The 17,175-nt window shown below is 71.2% G+C and carries 22 protein-coding genes; 12 read left to right on the top strand and 10 right to left on the bottom strand.

From position 1 onward, the window contains the following. The first annotated feature begins 57 nt into the window (after positions 1-57). On the top strand, positions 58-1,293 hold the full coding sequence (locus ACIBSW_RS27125; protein WP_404799466.1) for a glycosyltransferase: 1,236 nt from the start codon (positions 58-60) through the stop codon (positions 1,291-1,293). A 118-nt stretch (positions 1,294-1,411) separates the two neighbouring features. Next, entirely contained in the window at positions 1,412-1,705 is a 294-nt protein-coding gene (locus ACIBSW_RS27120) for a DUF3040 domain-containing protein (protein ID WP_354719858.1), read from the top strand. 69 nt (positions 1,706-1,774) lie between these two features. Here the strand turns inward: ACIBSW_RS27120 and ACIBSW_RS27115 are convergent, their stop codons facing one another. From ACIBSW_RS27115 to ACIBSW_RS27100, 4 genes are all read right to left on the bottom strand, one after another. Then, positions 1,775-2,866: a DNA glycosylase AlkZ-like family protein gene (locus tag ACIBSW_RS27115; RefSeq protein ID WP_354719857.1), complete on the bottom strand. Its 1,092-nt coding sequence runs from the start codon at positions 2,864-2,866 to the stop codon at positions 1,775-1,777. A 12-nt stretch (positions 2,867-2,878) separates the two neighbouring features. Beyond that, a complete protein-coding gene (locus tag ACIBSW_RS27110) occupies positions 2,879-3,487 on the bottom strand; it encodes a GNAT family N-acetyltransferase (RefSeq protein WP_354719855.1) in 609 nt (202 codons plus the stop codon). A gap of 69 nt (positions 3,488-3,556) precedes the next feature. Beyond that, positions 3,557-4,354 carry an IclR family transcriptional regulator C-terminal domain-containing protein gene (locus ACIBSW_RS27105; RefSeq protein ID WP_354719853.1) on the bottom strand — a complete coding sequence of 266 codons (798 nt, stop codon included), beginning with the start codon at positions 4,352-4,354 and terminating at the stop codon, positions 3,557-3,559. 29 nt (positions 4,355-4,383) lie between these two features. Next, positions 4,384-5,814, bottom strand: coding sequence for an amidohydrolase family protein (locus tag ACIBSW_RS27100; RefSeq protein WP_354719851.1), 1,431 nt, complete (start codon positions 5,812-5,814; stop codon positions 4,384-4,386). Positions 5,815-6,003: 189 nt separating this feature from the next. Between ACIBSW_RS27100 and ACIBSW_RS27095 the strand changes: the two genes are divergently transcribed. Genes ACIBSW_RS27095 through ACIBSW_RS27075 form a run of 5 tightly spaced genes read left to right on the top strand, consistent with a single transcriptional unit; the run spans position 6,004 to position 10,065 of the window. Beyond that, a complete protein-coding gene (locus tag ACIBSW_RS27095; RefSeq protein WP_354719849.1) occupies positions 6,004-7,128 on the top strand; it encodes a CoA transferase in 1,125 nt (374 codons plus the stop codon). Further along, positions 7,110-7,892, top strand: a complete 783-nt coding sequence (locus ACIBSW_RS27090; protein WP_354719847.1) for a citryl-CoA lyase — start codon at positions 7,110-7,112, stop codon at positions 7,890-7,892. The genes ACIBSW_RS27095 and ACIBSW_RS27090 overlap by 19 nt, the downstream gene beginning before the upstream one ends. 9 nt (positions 7,893-7,901) lie before the next feature. Then, a complete protein-coding gene (locus tag ACIBSW_RS27085) occupies positions 7,902-8,765 on the top strand; it encodes an extradiol ring-cleavage dioxygenase (RefSeq protein WP_354719845.1) in 864 nt (287 codons plus the stop codon). Then, entirely contained in the window at positions 8,762-9,121 is a 360-nt protein-coding gene (locus tag ACIBSW_RS27080) for a hypothetical protein (RefSeq protein WP_354719843.1), read from the top strand. The genes ACIBSW_RS27085 and ACIBSW_RS27080 overlap by 4 nt, the downstream gene beginning before the upstream one ends. Next, the gene (locus tag ACIBSW_RS27075; protein ID WP_354719841.1) at positions 9,121-10,065 is read left to right on the top strand and encodes a zinc-binding alcohol dehydrogenase family protein; all 945 of its coding nucleotides are present in this window, start codon (positions 9,121-9,123) and stop codon (positions 10,063-10,065) included. The genes ACIBSW_RS27080 and ACIBSW_RS27075 overlap by 1 nt, the downstream gene beginning before the upstream one ends. 37 nt (positions 10,066-10,102) lie before the next feature. Here the strand turns inward: ACIBSW_RS27075 and ACIBSW_RS27070 are convergent, their stop codons facing one another. The 3 genes from ACIBSW_RS27070 to ACIBSW_RS27060 form a co-directional block, all read right to left on the bottom strand. Further along, positions 10,103-10,273, bottom strand: coding sequence for a hypothetical protein (locus ACIBSW_RS27070; protein WP_354719839.1), 171 nt, complete (start codon positions 10,271-10,273; stop codon positions 10,103-10,105). A 32-nt stretch (positions 10,274-10,305) separates the two neighbouring features. Next, positions 10,306-10,476, bottom strand: coding sequence for a hypothetical protein (locus tag ACIBSW_RS27065; RefSeq protein ID WP_354719837.1), 171 nt, complete (start codon positions 10,474-10,476; stop codon positions 10,306-10,308). A gap of 471 nt (positions 10,477-10,947) precedes the next feature. Next, positions 10,948-11,313 carry a nuclear transport factor 2 family protein gene (locus tag ACIBSW_RS27060; RefSeq protein ID WP_354719835.1) on the bottom strand — a complete coding sequence of 122 codons (366 nt, stop codon included), beginning with the start codon at positions 11,311-11,313 and terminating at the stop codon, positions 10,948-10,950. A 70-nt stretch (positions 11,314-11,383) separates the two neighbouring features. Here ACIBSW_RS27060 and ACIBSW_RS27055 point away from each other — a divergent pair, with 70 nt between their 5' ends. Next, positions 11,384-12,262, top strand: a complete 879-nt coding sequence (locus tag ACIBSW_RS27055; RefSeq protein ID WP_354719833.1) for a LysR family transcriptional regulator — start codon at positions 11,384-11,386, stop codon at positions 12,260-12,262. A gap of 160 nt (positions 12,263-12,422) precedes the next feature. On the opposite strand, the gene ACIBSW_RS27050 is transcribed toward ACIBSW_RS27055, so the two are convergent. Continuing rightward, the gene (locus ACIBSW_RS27050) at positions 12,423-12,974 is read right to left on the bottom strand and encodes a hypothetical protein (RefSeq protein ID WP_354719831.1); all 552 of its coding nucleotides are present in this window, start codon (positions 12,972-12,974) and stop codon (positions 12,423-12,425) included. A gap of 321 nt (positions 12,975-13,295) precedes the next feature. Beyond that, positions 13,296-13,667, bottom strand: coding sequence for a hypothetical protein (locus ACIBSW_RS27045; protein ID WP_354719829.1), 372 nt, complete (start codon positions 13,665-13,667; stop codon positions 13,296-13,298). 328 nt (positions 13,668-13,995) lie between these two features. Between ACIBSW_RS27045 and ACIBSW_RS27040 the strand changes: the two genes are divergently transcribed. After that, entirely contained in the window at positions 13,996-14,334 is a 339-nt protein-coding gene (locus ACIBSW_RS27040; RefSeq protein ID WP_184997785.1) for a helix-turn-helix transcriptional regulator, read from the top strand. A gap of 3 nt (positions 14,335-14,337) precedes the next feature. Here ACIBSW_RS27040 and ACIBSW_RS27035 read toward each other — a convergent pair whose 3' ends face one another. Next, positions 14,338-15,273: an aldo/keto reductase gene (locus tag ACIBSW_RS27035; protein WP_354719827.1), complete on the bottom strand. Its 936-nt coding sequence runs from the start codon at positions 15,271-15,273 to the stop codon at positions 14,338-14,340. A 59-nt stretch (positions 15,274-15,332) separates the two neighbouring features. On the opposite strand from ACIBSW_RS27035, the gene ACIBSW_RS27030 reads away from it, so the two are divergent. From ACIBSW_RS27030 to ACIBSW_RS27020, 3 genes are all read left to right on the top strand, one after another. Continuing rightward, positions 15,333-15,689: a MerR family transcriptional regulator gene (locus ACIBSW_RS27030; protein WP_354719825.1), complete on the top strand. Its 357-nt coding sequence runs from the start codon at positions 15,333-15,335 to the stop codon at positions 15,687-15,689. A gap of 22 nt (positions 15,690-15,711) precedes the next feature. Next, positions 15,712-16,407, top strand: a complete 696-nt coding sequence (locus ACIBSW_RS27025) for a DUF4184 family protein (protein WP_354719823.1) — start codon at positions 15,712-15,714, stop codon at positions 16,405-16,407. A gap of 163 nt (positions 16,408-16,570) precedes the next feature. Next, the gene (locus ACIBSW_RS27020) at positions 16,571-16,984 is read left to right on the top strand and encodes a hypothetical protein (RefSeq protein ID WP_354719821.1); all 414 of its coding nucleotides are present in this window, start codon (positions 16,571-16,573) and stop codon (positions 16,982-16,984) included. Positions 16,985-17,175 lie beyond the last annotated feature (191 nt).

Here is a 17,175-nt window from a genome sequence, read left to right as displayed (position 1 = left end):
AGGCCGGGCACAGGTTCACCACAATCCGGGCATAGCACCGCGACCGATCTTCGTGACATGAGCCTTTCCATGCTGCCCTCGCCCGCCGCCGAGCAGGTACGGATCGTCGCCCCGACGCTCGACGTGGTCGTGCCGGTCTACAACGAGGAGATCGACCTCGAGCCCTGCGTCCGCCGGCTGCACGAACACCTGCGCACCGGAGTCCCGTACCCGTTCCGGATCACCATCGCGGACAACGCCAGCACCGACTCCACCCGGGACGTCGCCCGCCGGCTCGCCGGGGAGCTGCCCGGGGTGGTGGCGGTGCACCTGCCGGAGAAGGGCCGGGGCCGGGCGCTCAAGCACGTGTGGACGCACTCCGACGCGGCCGTCCTCGCCTACCTCGACGTGGACCTCTCGACCGACCTCGGCGCGCTGCTTCCGCTGGTCGCGCCGCTGATCTCGGGCCACTCGGACCTGGCGATCGGCTCCCGGCTGGCCCGCGGCTCCCGGGTGGTACGCGGCGCCAAGCGCGAGTTCATCTCCCGCACCTACAACCTGATCCTGCGCGGCACCCTCTCGGCGCGCTTCTCCGACGCGCAGTGCGGCTTCAAGGCGATCCGCGCGGACGTGGCCGAGCGGCTGCTGCCGATGGTGGAGGACACCGGCTGGTTCTTCGACACCGAGCTGCTGGTGCTGGCCGAGCGGGCCGGGCTGCGCATCCACGAGGTGCCGGTGGACTGGATCGACGACCCGGACAGCCGGGTCGACATCGTGGCCACCGCGATCGCCGACCTGCGTGGCATCGCCCGGCTCACCCGGGCGCTCGGCAGCGGCCGGCTGCCGCTGGCCGCCCTGCGCCGGCAGCTCGGCCGTAACCCGCTGCCCGTGCCGGGCGTGCCGGCCGGGCTCGCCGGGCAGCTGCTGCGCTTCGCGGCGGTCGGCGTGGCGAGCACGCTCGCCTACCTGCTGCTCTTCGCCCTGCTGCGCAACGGTTTCGGCCCACAGGCCGCCAACCTGGTGGCGCTGCTGGCCACCGCGGTGGCGAACACCGCGGCCAACCGGCGGCTCACCTTCCGGGTACGCGGCAGCGACGGCGCCTGGCGGCATCAGGCGCAGGGGCTGGTCGTCTTCGCCGTCGGGCTGGGGCTGACCAGCGGCTCGCTCGCCCTGCTGCACCTGGCGAGCGACCCACCGACCATCGTGGAGCTGGGCGTCCTGGTGGTCGCCAACCTGGTCGCCACGGGGGTGCGCTTCCTGCTGATGCGCGGCTGGGTCTTCCGCGCCGCGCCGGCAAGCTTTGATCAGGCGTGAACACAACGCTCCAAAGAGTATGAATTCGGTGACCAACGAGTAACAATGAGCATCGACCGGGACGGCTCCAGGGTCCCGGTCGGTGTGCTTTCTGTCCGGTCCCGCCGGAGGTGCCGACATGCTCAGCAAGGAAGACAGCCGCAGACTGGCTCAGCTGGAGCGCCAGCTCCGCCGGGACGACCCGGACTTCTGCGCACGGATGCGCGGCCACGCGCCCGCCCGCCGCCGGGTGCCGACCTCCCTCGTACTGGCCGCCTGCGTGGTCTGGGCGGCCGTCCTGGCCCTGGGCGTCCTCGGCTGGTGGGGCGCGGCCGCCGTCGCCGCGGTGTGGGGCGCGGTCCTCCTGGCCGCCCTCACCTACCGCTGCCGCCCCAGCCGCCCCTCCCCCGGAGGCCTCCCCCCAGCCTGGTGATCCCCGCCCCGGCCCGGGCGATCCGGCTCGGCGACCGTCGGCATCGGCCGAGCGGGACGGCCGGTGTGCTCAGGCGAAGGTGACGGTGGCGTCGGCGACTCCGCGGGCCCGGGCCACCACGGCGGATTCCTTCTCGACCTCCTTGCGGGCCCTGGCGGTCATCGGGCCGAACGGCGTCACGGTGAGGTCGACCCGCTTGCGGCCGGCCAGCCTGGCCCGCCACACCCCGGTGATCTCGCCGTCGCTGAGCACCACGCCCGGATTTCCCAGCAGCTTCCAGATCTCCTTCTGCCGGGCCCGCTCCGGGACCAGCAGGTCGCGGTCGCGCGCCTGCAGCAGCGCGTCCATGGCGGGAAGCAGCCGCACCCCCCGCGCGGGCGCGGCGGCGGCGAGCCCGGCCTCCGCCGACGCGGGCAGCCAGGCCCTGCGGCCGTCGACCCGGACCTCGGCCAGGTCACCGGGCCAGACCTTCTTGAGCTCGGCGGTGGTGCTGCCCAGGTATTTCGCCACCTCGGCCGGGGTGGCCGGGCCGAGCAGCCGCAGATAGGTCCCGATCAGGTCCCCGATGCCCGCGTTCCGCTCGGGCTGCGGCGGCGCGTCGCGGATCGGGCCGAGCGTCGCGTCCTTGCCGCGCGACTCGACCTCGACGCCGCCCGCCAGGCCGGAGTGCTGCCACACGTTGCCGGCGATGTGCCGGGCACCGCAGGACCGGCAGTCGTAGGTCAGCTCGCGCGGCACCAGCGCGCTGACCCGGGTGCTGGCCTCGCCCCGCGGCATGGACGCCGTGACGACCTCGCGGAACGCGCTCGCGGTCGCCTCGAACGCCTTCAGGCCCAGCTTGACCCCCTGGGGGATCTGGGCGCTGTTGATCCGCGTCGACGCGTCCGCGTCGCTGACCGGCCACAACGCCTTGACCAACGCACCGAGGTCGCGGCGGCGATGCAGATGCGGCGCGCCCCGGGCGGCCCAGACCATCAGCAGCCGGTCGTCGGTCAGCTCCGCGGTGGTGCGGGCGGCCAGCGCGACCTGCACCGATCCGGGCGTGTATTCCTGCACGCCCAGGTCGAGCACCGGCAGGTCACCAGGCCGGTCCCGGCCCCGCTCGGCCAGCCCGAGTGCGGCGATCCGGTATGCCATCACCTGTGCGCGGTCCACGTCCATGGGAACCACCTTTCACCCGCGACGACCGTAGCGCCGGGCTGCGACATTCTTCAGCCGCTCGAGGCGGGTTCCGCCGCCGACGGAGACGAGTTCCCAGGTGTCCAGGCTGCTCGGGCCGTACGGGCCCTCCTGCAGGATGGGCGGCTCGCCGGTGAGCCGGTAGCCGCAGCGCCGGGCGACGGCACAGCTCGCCGTGTTCGCCGGGTCGATGCGCAGCAGCAACCGGCTGAGTTTGAGCTCGCTGCGGGCGTACCCGGAAAGGAGCGAGAGGGACGTCGAAGCGTGCCCGTGCCGGCGATGCGCGGCGCCGACGAGGTAGCCCAGCTCGGCCTCCCGGAGGCCGGCGTCGACGCCGAAGAGCAGCACCTCGCCGACCGGCCGGCCGGCGGCGATGATCGCGAGCTGGATCCGCTGGCCGCTGGCGCGGCTCTGCCGCGCCCGCTTCAGGTAGGCGACGCCCGCCTCGCGGTCGAACGGGGACGGCATCGGCGTCCACCGTGCGATGTCCGGTTCGTCGAGAAGCTCGACCAGGTCGTCGAGGTCCTCGTCCCGCCACTCGCGCAGCTGGATGCCATCACCGGTCAGCGCGATCGGGTAAGGCAGGCGGCCGGAGGTCGTCATGCGCCGATCCTGCCCGTAAACACCCGGTTCCGGCCAGCCGGAGTCCTGTGAATGCCGTGAATGAAGCCTTCAGCCGCGGACCACGATCGGCGCCGTATCCAGCAAAGACCAGTCATGGCTTATGTCGGCGGCCGCATGCAGCAACAACGGCAGGTACGCACCTGTCAACTTATCGACAGATGTCTCCGCCGCGTGCACGGTGACGTTGAGCGCGGCGACCACCTGGCCGTCGCCGTTGCGCACGCCCGTGGCGATGGACCGGATGCCGAGCGCGAGGTCCTGATCCGCGAGGGCCCAGCCCCGGGCGCGGACCTCGCGCAGCGACCGCAGCAGCGACTCGCGGTCGGGCCGCCACCGGGCGTCGACGCCCGAGCGGCCCGGCTCGGCCAGTACCGCGTCCAGCTCCGCGGGCTCCAGCGCGGCGAGCAGCACCTTGCCCATCGAGGTCGCGTGCGCCGGGAAGCGGGTGCCGATCGAGACCGCCAGCGTGACGATCTTCGGTACGGCGACCCGCGCGACGTACACGATGTCGGAGCCGTCGAGCTGGGCCATCGACGAGGACTCGCCGGTCTGCGACACCAGGCGTTCCATGTGCGGCCGGGCGACGTCCCACATGTCCAGGGAGTTGACGTAGGCCATGCCCAGCTCGAGCACCCGGGGTGTCAGCGTGTAGCCGCGCTCGACGGACCGCACGTAGCCGAGCTCGGTCAGGGTGAGCAGGATCCGGCGCACGGTGGGCCGGGCGAGCCCGGTGTCGACGGCGATCTCGCTCAGCGTCGACACCCGGCGGCCCGGCCGGAAGCTGCGCAGCACGTCCAGCCCGCGGGCGAGGGCCTCGATGAAGTCCGGACCGGTCTCCCGTGTCATCGAGCCCTCCCCCGTCGCCGTCCGAGCGGCTAATGCTTCCATTGCGCCGAGCCGGCGTCCCACTCGGTGTATGTGTACGGGTTGTCGCGCACCTTCGTCTCCGGAACGTCGGGATTCATGCCGCGCGCCCAGGCCTCCTCGCCCAGTTCCCCGCGCAGGTACTCGACGGTCCGCCCGACCTGCGCGCGGGCGGCGGCCAGGTCGACGCCGACCAGCCGGTGGTCCCGCTTCACGATCCGGCCGTTGACCAGCACGGTGTCGACGTCGCCGCGCTGCGCCTGGAACGCCACGTGCCCGTACGGGTGCAGGATCGGGAACATCGCCGGCGAGTTCTCGTTCCTGAGCAGCACCACGTCGGCCTTCTTGCCCGGCTCGAGGCTGCCGACGACGCCGTCGAGGCCGAGCGCCCGGCTGCCGCCGCGGGTGGCCCAGTCGACGACCTGCTCCGCGCGCAGGTGCACGTGGGTCACGGTCTCGCCGCGCCCGTGCGCCTCCATGTGCTCGCGCGAACGGTCCGCGCCGAGCGTGCTGCGCATCGCGGAGAACAGGTCGCCGCTCCACCACACGCTGGTGTCCATCGACAGCGAGACGCCGATGTCGTGGTCGCGCAGGATCCAGGTGGGCGGGTAGCCCTGGCCGGCGCTCTGCTCGCTCTCGGTGGCGACCGAGACCGAGCCGCCGGTGGCGGCGATCCGGTGGTACGAGTCGTGGTTCAGCGTCGCCGAGTGGACGTACACGGTCTGCGGGGTCATGAAGCCGTTCTCGTGCATGAGCCGGATGCCGTCGTCGTTGGTCGCGCCCCAGACGCCCGCGTGCGTGGTGACCGGGACGCCCAGCTCGCGGGCCACCTCGAAGGCCGCCCGCTCCGGGAAGGCCGGGTCGCCGGTGACGTCGAACGCCATCTGGAAGCCGAGCATGTCGTCGCCGGGCGTGATCCGGCGGCTGACGAAGTCGCGGAACTCCGGGCTGGCCGACCACTCCCACGGCCCCTGCTGGATGTTGCCGTACGCGAGCACGAACCGCCCCGGCACCGCCTGCAGCGCGTCGACCGCCGCGTCGGCGTGCTGCGGCGTCTGCAGCCCGTGCGACCAGTCGACAGTGGTGGTGATCCCGGCGTCGATGGACTCGATCGCGGCGAGCAGGTTGCCGGCGTGGATGTCCTCCGGGCGGAACAGCTTGCCGGACTCCAGGTAGTACCAGACGAAGTACTGGGTAAGTGTCCAGTCGGCGCCGTAGCCGCGCATCGCGGTCTGCCACATGTGCCGGTGGGTGTCGATCATGCCGGGCATCACGATGCCGCCGGACGCGTCGATCACGGTGGCGCCCTCGGGCGCGGCGAGGCCGACGCCGATCTCGGCGATGCGCTCGCCGACGACGAGCACATCGGCATCCGGCAGCACGGTGTGCCGGTCGTCCATGGTCAGCACGGTGCCGTTGCGGAACAGCACACTGTCACTCATCTCACCGTCAACTCCCTTCGAAGCCCGACGGACAGACGTCCGCCAGGCGGTCACCATCTCGGGGCCAGTGTGTTGCGAGTCACTTCGAGTGTCAAGGATGCTGTTGACAGCCAAATATGCACGGGTCGAGACTGGCGAGAGCGCGGACGGCCGTCCGCCTGACGGTCAACAACCCTCGAAGGACGGCACATGGGACCACTGAGCGGACTGCTCGTCGCGGACTTCTCCCGGATCCTCGCGGGGCCGTACGCGACGATGCTGCTCGCCGACCTCGGCGCCCAAGTGATCAAGGTCGAGGGCCCGGCCGGCGACGACACCCGCACCTGGATGCCGCCGGTGCGCGACGGCGTCTCGACCTACTACCTGGGCATCAACCGCAACAAGCGCTCGATCGCGCTCGACTTCGGCAGGCCCGAGGACCTCGACGTGGCCCGGCGGCTGGCCGCCCGGGCCGACGTGATGATCGAGAACTTCCGGCCCGGCGGCCTGAAGCGCTTCGGGCTCGACTACGAAACGGTCGCGGCGGCGAACGAGCGGATCGTCTACGCGTCGATCAGCGGCTTCGGCACCGGCGCCGGCGCCGGATACCCCGGCTACGACCTGATGATCCAGGCGATCTCCGGCCTGATGAGCCTGACCGGCGACGCCGACGGGCCACCGTACCGGGCCGGGATCTCGGTCTTCGACGTGATGGCGGGCATGCACGCCGACATCGGCATCCTGGCCGCCCTGCACCACCGCGCCGCCACCGGCGACGGACAGCACGTCGAGGTCAACCTGCTCTCGTCCGCACTGTCCGGACTGGTCAACCACTCCAGCGGTTACGTCGCCGGCGGGAACGTCGGCTACCGGATGGGCAACGCGCACCCCAGCCTCTTCCCGTACGAGCCGCTGCCGACCGCCGACGGCGAACTGATCGTCATCGCCGGCAACGACGGGCAGTTCCGCCGCCTCTGCCAGGTGCTCGACCTGCCCGACCTGCCGGAGGACCCGCGCTTCGGGCGCAACCAGGACCGCACGGCCAACCGCGAGCAGCTGCGCCCGATCCTGGTGGAGCGGCTCGCCCGGCGCACCAAGGACGAGTGGTTCCGCGACCTGCTCGCGGCCGGCGTGCCCTGCGCGCCGATCAACACCATCGACGGCGGGGTCGCGCTCGCCGCGGAGCTGGGCCTGGACCCGGTGGTCACGGTCGGCGGGATACCCGGCGTCCGCAACCCGATCACCTTTTCCGGTACGCCGGCCGGCTACGAGCTGCCGCCGCCCGGCCTCGACGAGCACGGTGAGGAGATCCGCGCGTGGCTGACGAAGGACTGAGGTTCCCGACCGCGATCGGCACCTCCGACGAGGAGCGGATCCGGCTGCTCGGCCAGGATCTCGCCGCCGACCTGATGGGCCGGGTCGGCTTCGGCGAGCTGGCGTACTGGCTGGTGGCCCGGCGCCGGCCGACGCCGGGCGAGGTCCGCGTCTTCGAGACCGTGCTGGTCGCGCTCGCCGACCACGGCTTCACGCCGACCGCGATCGCGGCCCGGCTCACCTATCTGAGCGCGCCCGAGTCGCTGCAGGGCGCGCTCGCCGCGGGCCTGCTGGGCGGCGGCTCGCGCTTCCTGGGCGTGACCGAGGACTGCGCGCGCTTCCTGGCCGAGGCGCTCGAAAGCGGCACCCCGGCCGACGACGCCGGCTTCGACGCCCTCGCGCTCGAGGCGGTGACCGCGGCTCACGAGGGCAAGAGGCTCGTGCCGGGCCTCGGGCACCCCGTGCACAAGCGGCAGGACCCCCGTACCCCCGTGCTGATCCGCATCGCCGAGGAGGAGGGCCTGCGCGGCCCGCACCTGCGCCTGTTCGAGGCCGTCGGCCGGGTACACCCGCGGGTGCTCGGCCGCACGCTGCCGCTGAACGGCGCCGGGGTCTGCGGCGCGGCCCTGGCCGACCTGGGCCTGCCCGTCGACCTGCTGCGCGGCTTCGCGCTGCTGGCCCGCGCCGCCGGGCTGCTCGGCCACCTCGCCGAGGAGCGCCGCACCCCGATCGGCATGGACGTCTATCTGACCGTCGACCGCAACGCCGTCTACGAGGACCGGTAAGGAGCCGCCATGGCCACCGTCGCCGCGGTGATCGCCTCCACCCATCACCCCTTCTACTACCGCGCCAGCACCGCGACCGGCGAGGACCGCCCGCCCTTCGCCGACGAGTGGGTCCGCAAGATCACCGCGTTCCGGCAGACGCTGACCGCGGCCCGCCCGGACGTGCTGGTCATGGTCGGCTCGGACCACTTCCACCAGCTGTGGCTGGACAACATGCCGCAGTTCCTCGTCGGCAAGGCGCCGTTCTACGACGCCAACTGGTACAACGAGGAGCGCGAGTTCGGCCTGCCGAGGATGCTGCTCAAGGGCCAGGAGGACCTGTCGGCGCACATCCTGCGCGCCGGCCTCGACTCCGGCTTCGACCTGGCGTTCAGCAACGAACTGCGGATCGACCACAGCGTCACCTGCCCGATCATCACGCTGCGGCCCGAGGCCGACCTGCCGATCGTGCCGATCTACACCAACATCTTCGCGCCGCCGCTGCCGCAGCCGAAGCGCTTCGTCCAGCTAGGACAGACCATTCGCGAGATCGTCGAGTCCTGGCCCAGCCACCTGCGCGTCGCGATCGTCGGCACCGGCCACCTGTCGCTCGAGCTCGGCGGGCCCCGCCAGTTCGGCCCGCACGGACCGGACCCCGAGTTCGACGCCAAGGCCGTCGAGTGGATCGCCACCGGCGACATCGAACGCTGCCTCGCCGAGGTGACCCTCGACAGCCTGCACTCGCCCGGCAACGCCACCCACGGCTTCATGGACTTCATGCTGATGATGGGCGTGGCCGGCGCCGGCCGCAAAGCCGACCACGTGGACAGCCTCGACCTCTTCCACACCATGGAGGCCTACTTCACCTGGTACCCGAACGGGGTGCCGACATGAGCAGGTACCTGGTGGACAAGTTTCTGTACACGGTCGACCGGGACCCCGAGCTGGTCGAGCGCTACCGCGTCGAGCCGCGCGAGACCGTGCTGTGGTGGGAGGCCGAACGCGCCAACAGCGTGCTCAACTGCCACGGCGGCGAGGCCAGCACCTGGCTGCGCTTCACCGACGAGGAGCGCGAGGCCCTCGCCGGGCACGACCACGTCGCGCTCTTCTCCCTCGGCGCGCACCCGTTCCTCACGCTGACCCTGTTCATCGCGATGTTCGAGCGCGACCACGGCCCGCTGGAGTATCAGAAGGCGTTCGGCGCACGCCTCGCGCACTTCTCGATGCCCTACCCCGACATCGCCACCTGATGCGCGCCGCGTTGCTGCACAAGTGCGGCGCCGCACCGGCGATCGACGAACGCCCGACGCCCGTGCCGGGAGACGACGAGATTCTGGTACGCGTCACCGCGGCGTCGATCACCCCGCTCGACCGGCTGTGCGCGTCCGGCACCTCGTACTTCGGCACGCCGGCCACCCCGTACGTGCCGGGTGTCCAGGGTGTCGGCCTGCGCGACGACGGGACCGCGGTGTGGTTCCCGACCGGCGCGGGCATGCGCCCGGGCGACGGCAGCATGGCCGAATACGCGACCGTGCGGGCCGCCGACACCGTCGAGCTGCCGGCGGGCGCCGACCACGCCCTGGTGGCGGCGCTCGGCCTGTCGGCGGTCGCCGCGCAGATGGCCCTGACCTGGCGCGGCGAGCTGCGACCGGGCGAGCGGGTGCTGGTGCTCGGCGCGGGCGGCGTCGTCGGCCAGTCCGCGGTGCGGCTCGCCCTGCTCGCCGGCGCCGACCGGGTCGTGGCGGCCGCCCGATCCGGCCCGGCCCAGCGGCGCGCGGCCCGCGCGGGCGCGACTGTCGTCGTACCGCTGGAGGAGAATGCCGAGGTCGCCTGGCTGGCGGCACGGCTGCGGGCCGCGGCGGACGGCCCGGTGGATCTTGTTCTCGATCCGCTCTTCGGGGTGCCGGCGGCGGCCGCGCTGCGGACGCTGCGGCCCGGCGGCCGGCTGGTCAACCTCGGCGACGCCGCCGGCGCGACCGCGCCGATGGACTCGGCGACGCTGCGCGGCGGGTCGCTGCGGGTGCTCGGTTACACGAACAACGAACTGACCCCCGCGCAACGCTCCGAGGCACTCACCCTGGTCGCCGCGCACGCGGCGGCCGGCCGCCTGACGGTCGACTTCGAGACGGTACGCATGGAGGACGTCGCCACGGCCTGGCACCGCACGGACTGCCGAATGGTGCTGGTGCCGTAAGGCCTGTGGAGATCCTGTGGAAAACCGAGCCGGGGGCTCAGCCCCGACGGCTCGTGTTGCGCGGCGGCTCGGTCGCGACGGCGAAGGGGTCGCGCAGGCGCGTCATCGCCTCGGCGCTGCTGTCGGCCGTCTCGGCCTCGGGCTCGGGCACGACGGCATCGGCCGGGGCGAGGAACAGAGCGGGATCGTGCTGGTCGGTAGGTTTCATTCACCGGTCCGATGATCTGTGTGGTGGGTCAGCTACGAGGACGGTTCTTGGAGTTCTTTCAGGTCGACGTGCAGCGTGGCCAGTAGCCCGCTGTACCGGAACGTGTCGACTTCGTCGGGAAGCTCCCGGTCGACCCAGTCGGCCCGGACGTTCTGGCCGCGTTCGCGGAGCTTAGCGATGATGACGCTCTTCTGAACGATCATGTCTGTGCCCGTCGAGAGAAATGGCGTAAAACAAAAAGCGCCGGACGGGAACGGTTACCCATCAGGCGCGGTGACGTCAACGGATTCAGAACTGGAACCCACGGTAGCACGAAATCACCCCCGTCCCGAGTACGCCCTATCGTCGCCGGCGGGAGGGCGTGCATGACCCGTGTAGGCTGACCTGCGAGTCGCCAGGCGGGCTCACCGGTCGCACGAAAGCCGCAGGTTCTGCGGTGAGTAAGAGCGGCGAACCGGATGATCAGCTGCTCGCACCGAGGCGTACGACTCGACGACGCGCGGTCCCCGGCGACCTGGCGGCTTGCAAACTGAGCTTTTTCGACCTGTGCCTTTTCGACCTGTGCCTTTTCGACCCGGCGCGGGCAGCTCCCGGCGGCGGTCAGTTGCTCGGCTACCGCTGGCCCCAGGCCATTTGAAGTGCTCGATGCTCACCGTCCACAACGGCGCGTCCCGTCACTCCCGCGGCGTGATGAACTCGGGCTGGTCGAGCACCCGGAGCCAGGTGCCGTCCGGCTGCCGGCGTACCACCTGGGCGCGGGCGCCGGAGCCGTCCTTCGGCGGGGTCGAGGTGAGCGCGAGGTCGCCGCTGATCAGGGTGGGCAGCGGCGCCTCCGGTTCGAAGGCCGGCAGGTGCGGCAGCGCCTGCTCCCACAGCCGGCGAATGGCGTCCCGCCCGACCGTCTGCCGGCCGGGCGGGTAGGCCATCACCGCCTCCGGCTCGTAGAGCAGCGCGATGCCCTCGGCGTCGCCGGCGTTGGCACGCTCGACGAAGAGGCGGGTCAGATCCTCGGGCCTGGCGGCCTTCTCGCGATCGGTCATGATGCCAGCCTTACCCCGCGCGAGTGACAAGTCCAACAGATGGTTGTTGTGATAGCTATGATCAGCGCTCATGGATCTGCGGCAGCTCGAATACTTCGTGGCGGTGGCCGAGGAGGCCAATTTCACCAGGGCCGCAGACCGCGTGCACATCACCCAGTCGGGCGTCAGCGCACAGATCCGCCAGTTCGAACGGGAACTGGGCGCCGACCTGTTCGACCGCTCCGCCCGCATGGTCCGCCTCACCCCCGCCGGCGCCGCCGCGCTGCCGCACGCCCGCGCCGCCCTGGCCGCCGCGCAGGCCATCCGCCACGCCTGCGACGAGGTGAACGGCCTGGTCCGCGGCCGCCTGAAACTCGGAATGATCACCGGTTGCAACATCACCCCGCTGTTCGACGCCCTCGCCACGTTCCACCGCCGCTACCCGCGCATCGAGATCGCCCTCACCGAGGACAACTCCGACGTGCTGGTCGAGAGCGTCCGGGCGGGCGCCTGCGACATCGCCCTGGTCGGCTCGGCGGGCGGCCCGCCGGACGGGCTCCGCTCCCTGACCATCCTCAGCGAGGGCCTGGTCGCGGCGGTACCACCGGACCACCCCCTGGCCGAGCAGGAAAGTGTGCCTTTGCGCCGACTCTCGGCGTACCCGTTGATCTGTCTGCCGGTGGGAACCGGAATCCGCAGCGTGCTCGATCAAGCCTGCGCGGCCGCCGGGATGCGGCCGGCGGTGGCGCTGCAGGCGACCGCGCCGGGCGCGGTCGCCGACCTGGCCGCCCGCGGCCTCGGCGTAGCGATCCTCAGCGCCTCGATGGCCGCCGACCATGACGGGCTGCGCGCGGTACCGGTCGACGAGGTGGAGATCCCCGCGCTGCTCGCCCTCGTGTGGCGCAGGGAGGAGAACACGGTGCTACGCGCGCTGCTCCCCCACTGCCGCCACGCGTTCGGCCTCGCCTAACTGTGCGTTGGCCGCTCGGCCCGGGCACGTTCGGGCTAAGGCAGCTGCGTCAACTGCTGGCGCGTGGTCCGGCTCGGCCGGCTGCACCAGCTGCTGGCGCGTGTTCCGACTCGACCGGCTGCACTAGCTGCCGCAATGCGTTCGGGCTCGGGCGGGTGCGCTAGTTGCCGGCGCAGGCGGTCTCGGCCTGCTCGCTCCAGGGTGTGCCGTCGAAGGCGTCCTTGGGATGGGCGGTCCGGGAATGCTCGTCCTGGGTCTGCACCGAGAGGGTGACGGGTATCCGGCCCAGTGGGAGACCCCGGAGACAGTCGACCTGCACATCGACGTCGGCCTGCGCGGTCACGCCGGGGGCGACCCACCGCTGCTTCTCCACCCCGCGCACGGTGACCCCCGGCCGCCCGGCGGTCAGATTGCGGATGTTGACCGGCGCCGGACCGACATTGACCAGGGTGACCCGCCGGGCGAGCGTGACGCTGGCGACCCTGCCGTGCAGAACGATACGGCCCCCGTCGGGGACCTCCCTGGCGTCGGCGAAGAGCAGCACGGAGACCTCACCGTCGCGGGCGGCGGAATGCCGGCGAAGGTTCCATCCATAGGTGACGGTGCCACCGATCACGACACCGACGATCAGCGCGACCGCGGTGAAGGCGTGCGGTGCTCGCCACTGCGGCGCAGCTGGTGCGGCCGGCCGGTCGAGATCGATCACGCTCATGCGGTGCCCTCGCCCTGGCTCTGTTTAGGGAACGGACGACTGAAAAAACGTACGTCACCCCACGCCGGTTGCGGCCACCCGCCAACGCTCTCCACCGATCGTGGTCCCGCCGACCCTGAACGCTCCCAGTAAGGTTCCCGGCCCCGTGACGCCATGAGGGCGTGGCGAAACGGTTCGTCATGCCGGGGCGGCGCCGACCCGGGCGCGTGTCGCGACTTCCGACACCGCGACCGGGCTGCGCCGCCCCGGCATGACAATCATTCGGACCCGCGGCCGCGCTACGGCAACGGTCCTCATGCGCCCATTCGTGCAGGCTGCCCGTCACATATCAAGGTTCTGTTCGATCTGCTTCAACCGGTGCCGCGCCATCGCGAGATTGGCGCGATCGCGGTGCAATGCCAGATAGATGAATAGACCCTTGCCGGAGCGTGCGGTGACCGGCCGGATCAGGTGATACTGCGTCCCCAGCGTCACGAGGATGTCCTCGATCTTGTCCTTGAGGCCCAGCATCTCCATCGTGCGCATCTTGGCCTTCAACACCTCCGTGTTGGTCGCCGCGGCGACCGCCGGATCGAACGAGTGGTCACCGCCGGCGGTGCCCAGCGCCATGCCGCTCGTGTAGTCGCCGATCGCCGCGGCGATCGCCCCGTCCACCTGCAACGCGTCCTTGAGCGCCACATCCATCTCTGTCATTTGCGTCCTCTCGGCTCCTGACGACCAGGACCTGAGAATGCTCGGCGGCCACCCGAATGGAACGGACGCGCTGTCCGATGTCGGCGAACTGCCGTACCCGATGATGTAGATGTTCGGGATTGAGTTGCAACTTTTCGCAACTCGACATCTCGACATCTCGGAATGTCCGAGTATCGGAAGGCGAGCAAACCGGTAGAGGTAACGGACCGTTGCACCCGAACGGCGGTGCTCCTCTGGTCTGCCGCGGCTGGGTAATGTGGGCCGCGCACGACATAGCCAGCACCTGGGCGACCGCCCGGGCCGTTGCAAACCAGGGTGGGAGCCGCCGGTGTCGGTGCCGCTGTATCAAGCCAAGGCGGAGATGTTCCGGGTACTCGGGCATCCCGTTCGGATCCGCGTACTCGAATTGCTCCAAACCGGCCCTCTTCCGGTACGCGACCTGCTGGCCCGCATCGACATCGAACCCGCCAACATGTCCCAACAACTCGCCGTCCTGCGACGAGCCGGCATCGTCATCTCCTTCCGCGACGGCGCCCTGGTCATGTACGCCCTGAGCACCCCCGCCGTGGCCGACCTGCTCGCCGCCGGCCGCCGGATCCTCAGCGAGGTCCTCACCGACCGCGACAGCCTGCTCGCCGAACTCCGGGCACAGAAGGACTCCGTGTGACCGTCACCAGGCGGCATCCAGGCGGGCCCGCGACTCCGCATCCAGCTTGAGATCAAGCGAGTCCATAACCTCGTCGAGCCGCTCGACGGTGCTCGCGCCGACGATCGGCAGGACCGCCGGATCCCCGCCGAGCAGCCAGGCCAGCACCACCTGGTTGCGGGTGGCCCCGAGCTCCCGCGACACCTCGGCCACCGCGGCCGACCGGCTCACCGTCCCCGGGTGCTCGTAGGCCCGCTCCAGCGGCCGGTCCGCCCGGCCGTAACCCCCGTTCAACAGCGTGGTGTACGCCCAAAGCGCCAAATCCGGCTCGCTGCGCACGTAGTCCAGCGTCTCCGGAAAGACCTGCCGGTGCGACCACGACTCCAGCGGCGCACCCGGACGCGGCTGCAGGTACGAATGCCGCAGCTGCAAGGCCGTCCACCCGGCCACGCCCTGCCCGCCGGCGAGCCCGCGGGCACGCTCCACCCGCCACGCGGGAGTGTTCGACGCGCCGATCCGGCGGGCCCGACCGTCGGCCACCAGCTCCCCGAAGACGCCGACGGTCTCGGCCAGCGGCACGCCGCGATCCTCGACATGCGCCCAGTACATGTCCACATAGTCGACGCCGAGCCGGCCCAGGCTCGCCTCCATCGCCGCGCGTACCACCGCGGCCGACAGGCCCTCCGCCGAGTCCAGCCCCCGCGCCGGATCGGTGGGCTGCCCACCCACCTTGGTGCTGATCAGGACCCGGTCCCGCACCCCCGAGCGCTGCGCCAGCCACCGGCCGACCGTCCGCTCGCTCTGCCCGCCCAGCCCGGACGGATGCTCCCAGAACGCATAGTTGTTCGCGGTGTCGATCCACCGCCCGCCCCGCTCCACGAAGCGGTCGAGCAGCGCGAACGACTCCGCCTCGCCGATCCGGGTACCGAAAAGCATTGCTCCGAGCACGATCTCCGTCATGTCGCCTGAGCCTGGTACCTGGAGCGCGCTCCAGGTCAAGCGCTGACAGAATCGGTTTCATGTCCCGATACACGCCCGGCGAGGTCGCCCAGCGGACCGGCCTCAGCCTGGACACCCTGCGCTACTACGAACGAATCGGGCTCCTCGACGACGTCGACCGCACCCCCACCGGCCGCCGGGAGTACAGCGACGACGACCTCGGCTGGCTGGAGATCCTGCGCTGCCTGCGGGAGACCGGAATGCCGATCCAGCAGATGCGCCGCTACGCCGACCTGTGCCGCGACGACGGCACGATCGCCGAGCGCATCGCTCTGCTGGAACAGCACGATGATTCCGTACGGGATCAGATCGCCATGCTGCAGTCGCAGCGCGCCCATCTACGGGGAAAGATCGACTTCTATCGCGCCCAGGGTTGAGCCACGGCCCTAGGTTGTCGGGATGCCGTTGACCTTCCCGTCCCACCCGGCCGCCGTGCTGCCGCTCAAGCTGTGGCGACCCCGGTGGTTCGACGGCGTCGCGCTCGCGGTCGGCTCGATGGCGCCCGACCTGGCGTACGCGCTGGACGGCAGCGGCCTGCCGGTGTGGCCGCTCTCCCATCAGCCGGCTGGCCTCATCGCCTGGTGCCTGCCGCTCACCCTCGTGCTGACCTGGCTGATCCGGCGCGCCGCGCCGGTCCTCGCAAGCCACCTTCCGGCCGCCGGCCCGCTCGCCCTGCGCGACTACGGCGCGCTGGGCGCGGCCCGGCACCGCTGGCCGATCACGGTCTGCTCGGCGCTCCTCGGCGCCGCCAGCCACCTGCTCCTCGACCGGATCGAGTTCGCCGTTCCCACGAGCGAGAACATCATGCACGTGCTGGGTGCCGTCACGCTGGCGGCCGTCGCCGTCGTCATCGGCCGGCGCCGGTTGCTGCGTCAGTGGCACGGAGACCCGCCGCCGCGGCAGGGGCGCCCGGTCCTGTTCTGGGCTGTCGCCGTGGGAGTCGCGCTGCCGTTGATCGCCCTGATCCCGTTCCTTCCGGGCGCCACCTTGACGCACACCTCCGGCGCGCGCCTGCTGTGCGCCCTCGGCCTGGGCCTGCTGACCGCGTCGCTACTCGTCGTCACGGCGAGCCGAAACCCCGCCGCCCGGCCTTGAGTCGCGAGTGCCGCCGGCGGCGGCACGTTGTCCGGAATTGATTGATCGCCCCTCCGACCTGCTTTCGGACAACCATCCGGAGCCGTACAAACACAGGTGATCCGCTGTTTGTCCGAAGCGTGCGCTTTCCGCAGCACGTATATCGATCGGAAGAGGTAGGCAGTTGAACACCAAACGCATTGCTACGGCGTTAGGAATGGCGGCCGCTGCGGCTGTCGCCACGGTGGTGGTCGACGTCGCTCCGGCGAGCGCGGGCGCGTACGGCTGCGCCGGGGTTGCGGTGGACAGCGACACCATCACGCGTGGCGGGAAGACCCTTGGCTGGCTGACCTTCTACTGGGACAGCGCTTCGGGTGACAACTGCGCCGTCATGGTGAAGAACGGCGACGTCCTCCCGGGCCGGGTGCAGATGCAGGTGGCGATCCATCAGGCCGAGGCCCCGTACCGGACTCACCAGGACTACGGGAACTACAGCTGGTACGCCGGGCCGGTGAAGGTTGACGGCCGCAACAAGTGCGTGTGGGCGAACGGCCACATCGACGGTGTCGGTGGCGTCATCGACGACCACTGCGGCTGACTCCGGGGATCGGCGTGCGGAGCCGCCGCGCATTGCCGTGGCGGCTCCCACCGGCCCGGAGCACCTCACGCTGAACGGCCGACGCCTGCGCAGGTGGCGGCGTCCAACTCCGCCGCCCGAAGGGCTGAGCCGGCCGTTGAGCGCCTGGCCGATGTCGAGGACGTCCGTCGCGCCGTTACCGGGATCCCAAT

It is taken from the genome of Actinoplanes sp. NPDC049668 (genome assembly GCF_044465445.1).
GTDB lineage: Bacteria > Actinomycetota > Actinomycetes > Mycobacteriales > Micromonosporaceae > Actinoplanes.
This window is presented reverse-complemented; position numbering and strand designations above follow the sequence as displayed.

Coding starts and splice junctions, on each gene's coding strand:
- ACIBSW_RS27125 (WP_404799466.1), top strand. CDS start 58: ATGAGCCTTTCCATGCTGCCCTCGCCCGCCGCCGAGCAGGTACGGATC.
- ACIBSW_RS27120 (WP_354719858.1), top strand. CDS start 1,412: ATGCTCAGCAAGGAAGACAGCCGCAGACTGGCTCAGCTGGAGCGCCAG.
- ACIBSW_RS27115 (WP_354719857.1), bottom strand. CDS start 2,866: ATGGACGTGGACCGCGCACAGGTGATGGCATACCGGATCGCCGCACTC.
- ACIBSW_RS27110 (WP_354719855.1), bottom strand. CDS start 3,487: ATGACGACCTCCGGCCGCCTGCCTTACCCGATCGCGCTGACCGGTGAT.
- ACIBSW_RS27105 (WP_354719853.1), bottom strand. CDS start 4,354: ATGACACGGGAGACCGGTCCGGACTTCATCGAGGCCCTCGCCCGCGGG.
- ACIBSW_RS27100 (WP_354719851.1), bottom strand. CDS start 5,814: ATGAGTGACAGTGTGCTGTTCCGCAACGGCACCGTGCTGACCATGGAC.
- ACIBSW_RS27095 (WP_354719849.1), top strand. CDS start 6,004: ATGGGACCACTGAGCGGACTGCTCGTCGCGGACTTCTCCCGGATCCTC.
- ACIBSW_RS27085 (WP_354719845.1), top strand. CDS start 7,902: ATGGCCACCGTCGCCGCGGTGATCGCCTCCACCCATCACCCCTTCTAC.
- ACIBSW_RS27080 (WP_354719843.1), top strand. CDS start 8,762: ATGAGCAGGTACCTGGTGGACAAGTTTCTGTACACGGTCGACCGGGAC.
- ACIBSW_RS27075 (WP_354719841.1), top strand. CDS start 9,121: ATGCGCGCCGCGTTGCTGCACAAGTGCGGCGCCGCACCGGCGATCGAC.
- ACIBSW_RS27070 (WP_354719839.1), bottom strand. CDS start 10,273: ATGAAACCTACCGACCAGCACGATCCCGCTCTGTTCCTCGCCCCGGCC.
- ACIBSW_RS27065 (WP_354719837.1), bottom strand. CDS start 10,476: ATGATCGTTCAGAAGAGCGTCATCATCGCTAAGCTCCGCGAACGCGGC.
- ACIBSW_RS27060 (WP_354719835.1), bottom strand. CDS start 11,313: ATGACCGATCGCGAGAAGGCCGCCAGGCCCGAGGATCTGACCCGCCTC.
- ACIBSW_RS27055 (WP_354719833.1), top strand. CDS start 11,384: ATGGATCTGCGGCAGCTCGAATACTTCGTGGCGGTGGCCGAGGAGGCC.
- ACIBSW_RS27050 (WP_354719831.1), bottom strand. CDS start 12,974: ATGAGCGTGATCGATCTCGACCGGCCGGCCGCACCAGCTGCGCCGCAG.
- ACIBSW_RS27045 (WP_354719829.1), bottom strand. CDS start 13,667: ATGACAGAGATGGATGTGGCGCTCAAGGACGCGTTGCAGGTGGACGGG.
- ACIBSW_RS27035 (WP_354719827.1), bottom strand. CDS start 15,273: ATGACGGAGATCGTGCTCGGAGCAATGCTTTTCGGTACCCGGATCGGC.
- ACIBSW_RS27030 (WP_354719825.1), top strand. CDS start 15,333: ATGTCCCGATACACGCCCGGCGAGGTCGCCCAGCGGACCGGCCTCAGC.
- ACIBSW_RS27025 (WP_354719823.1), top strand. CDS start 15,712: ATGCCGTTGACCTTCCCGTCCCACCCGGCCGCCGTGCTGCCGCTCAAG.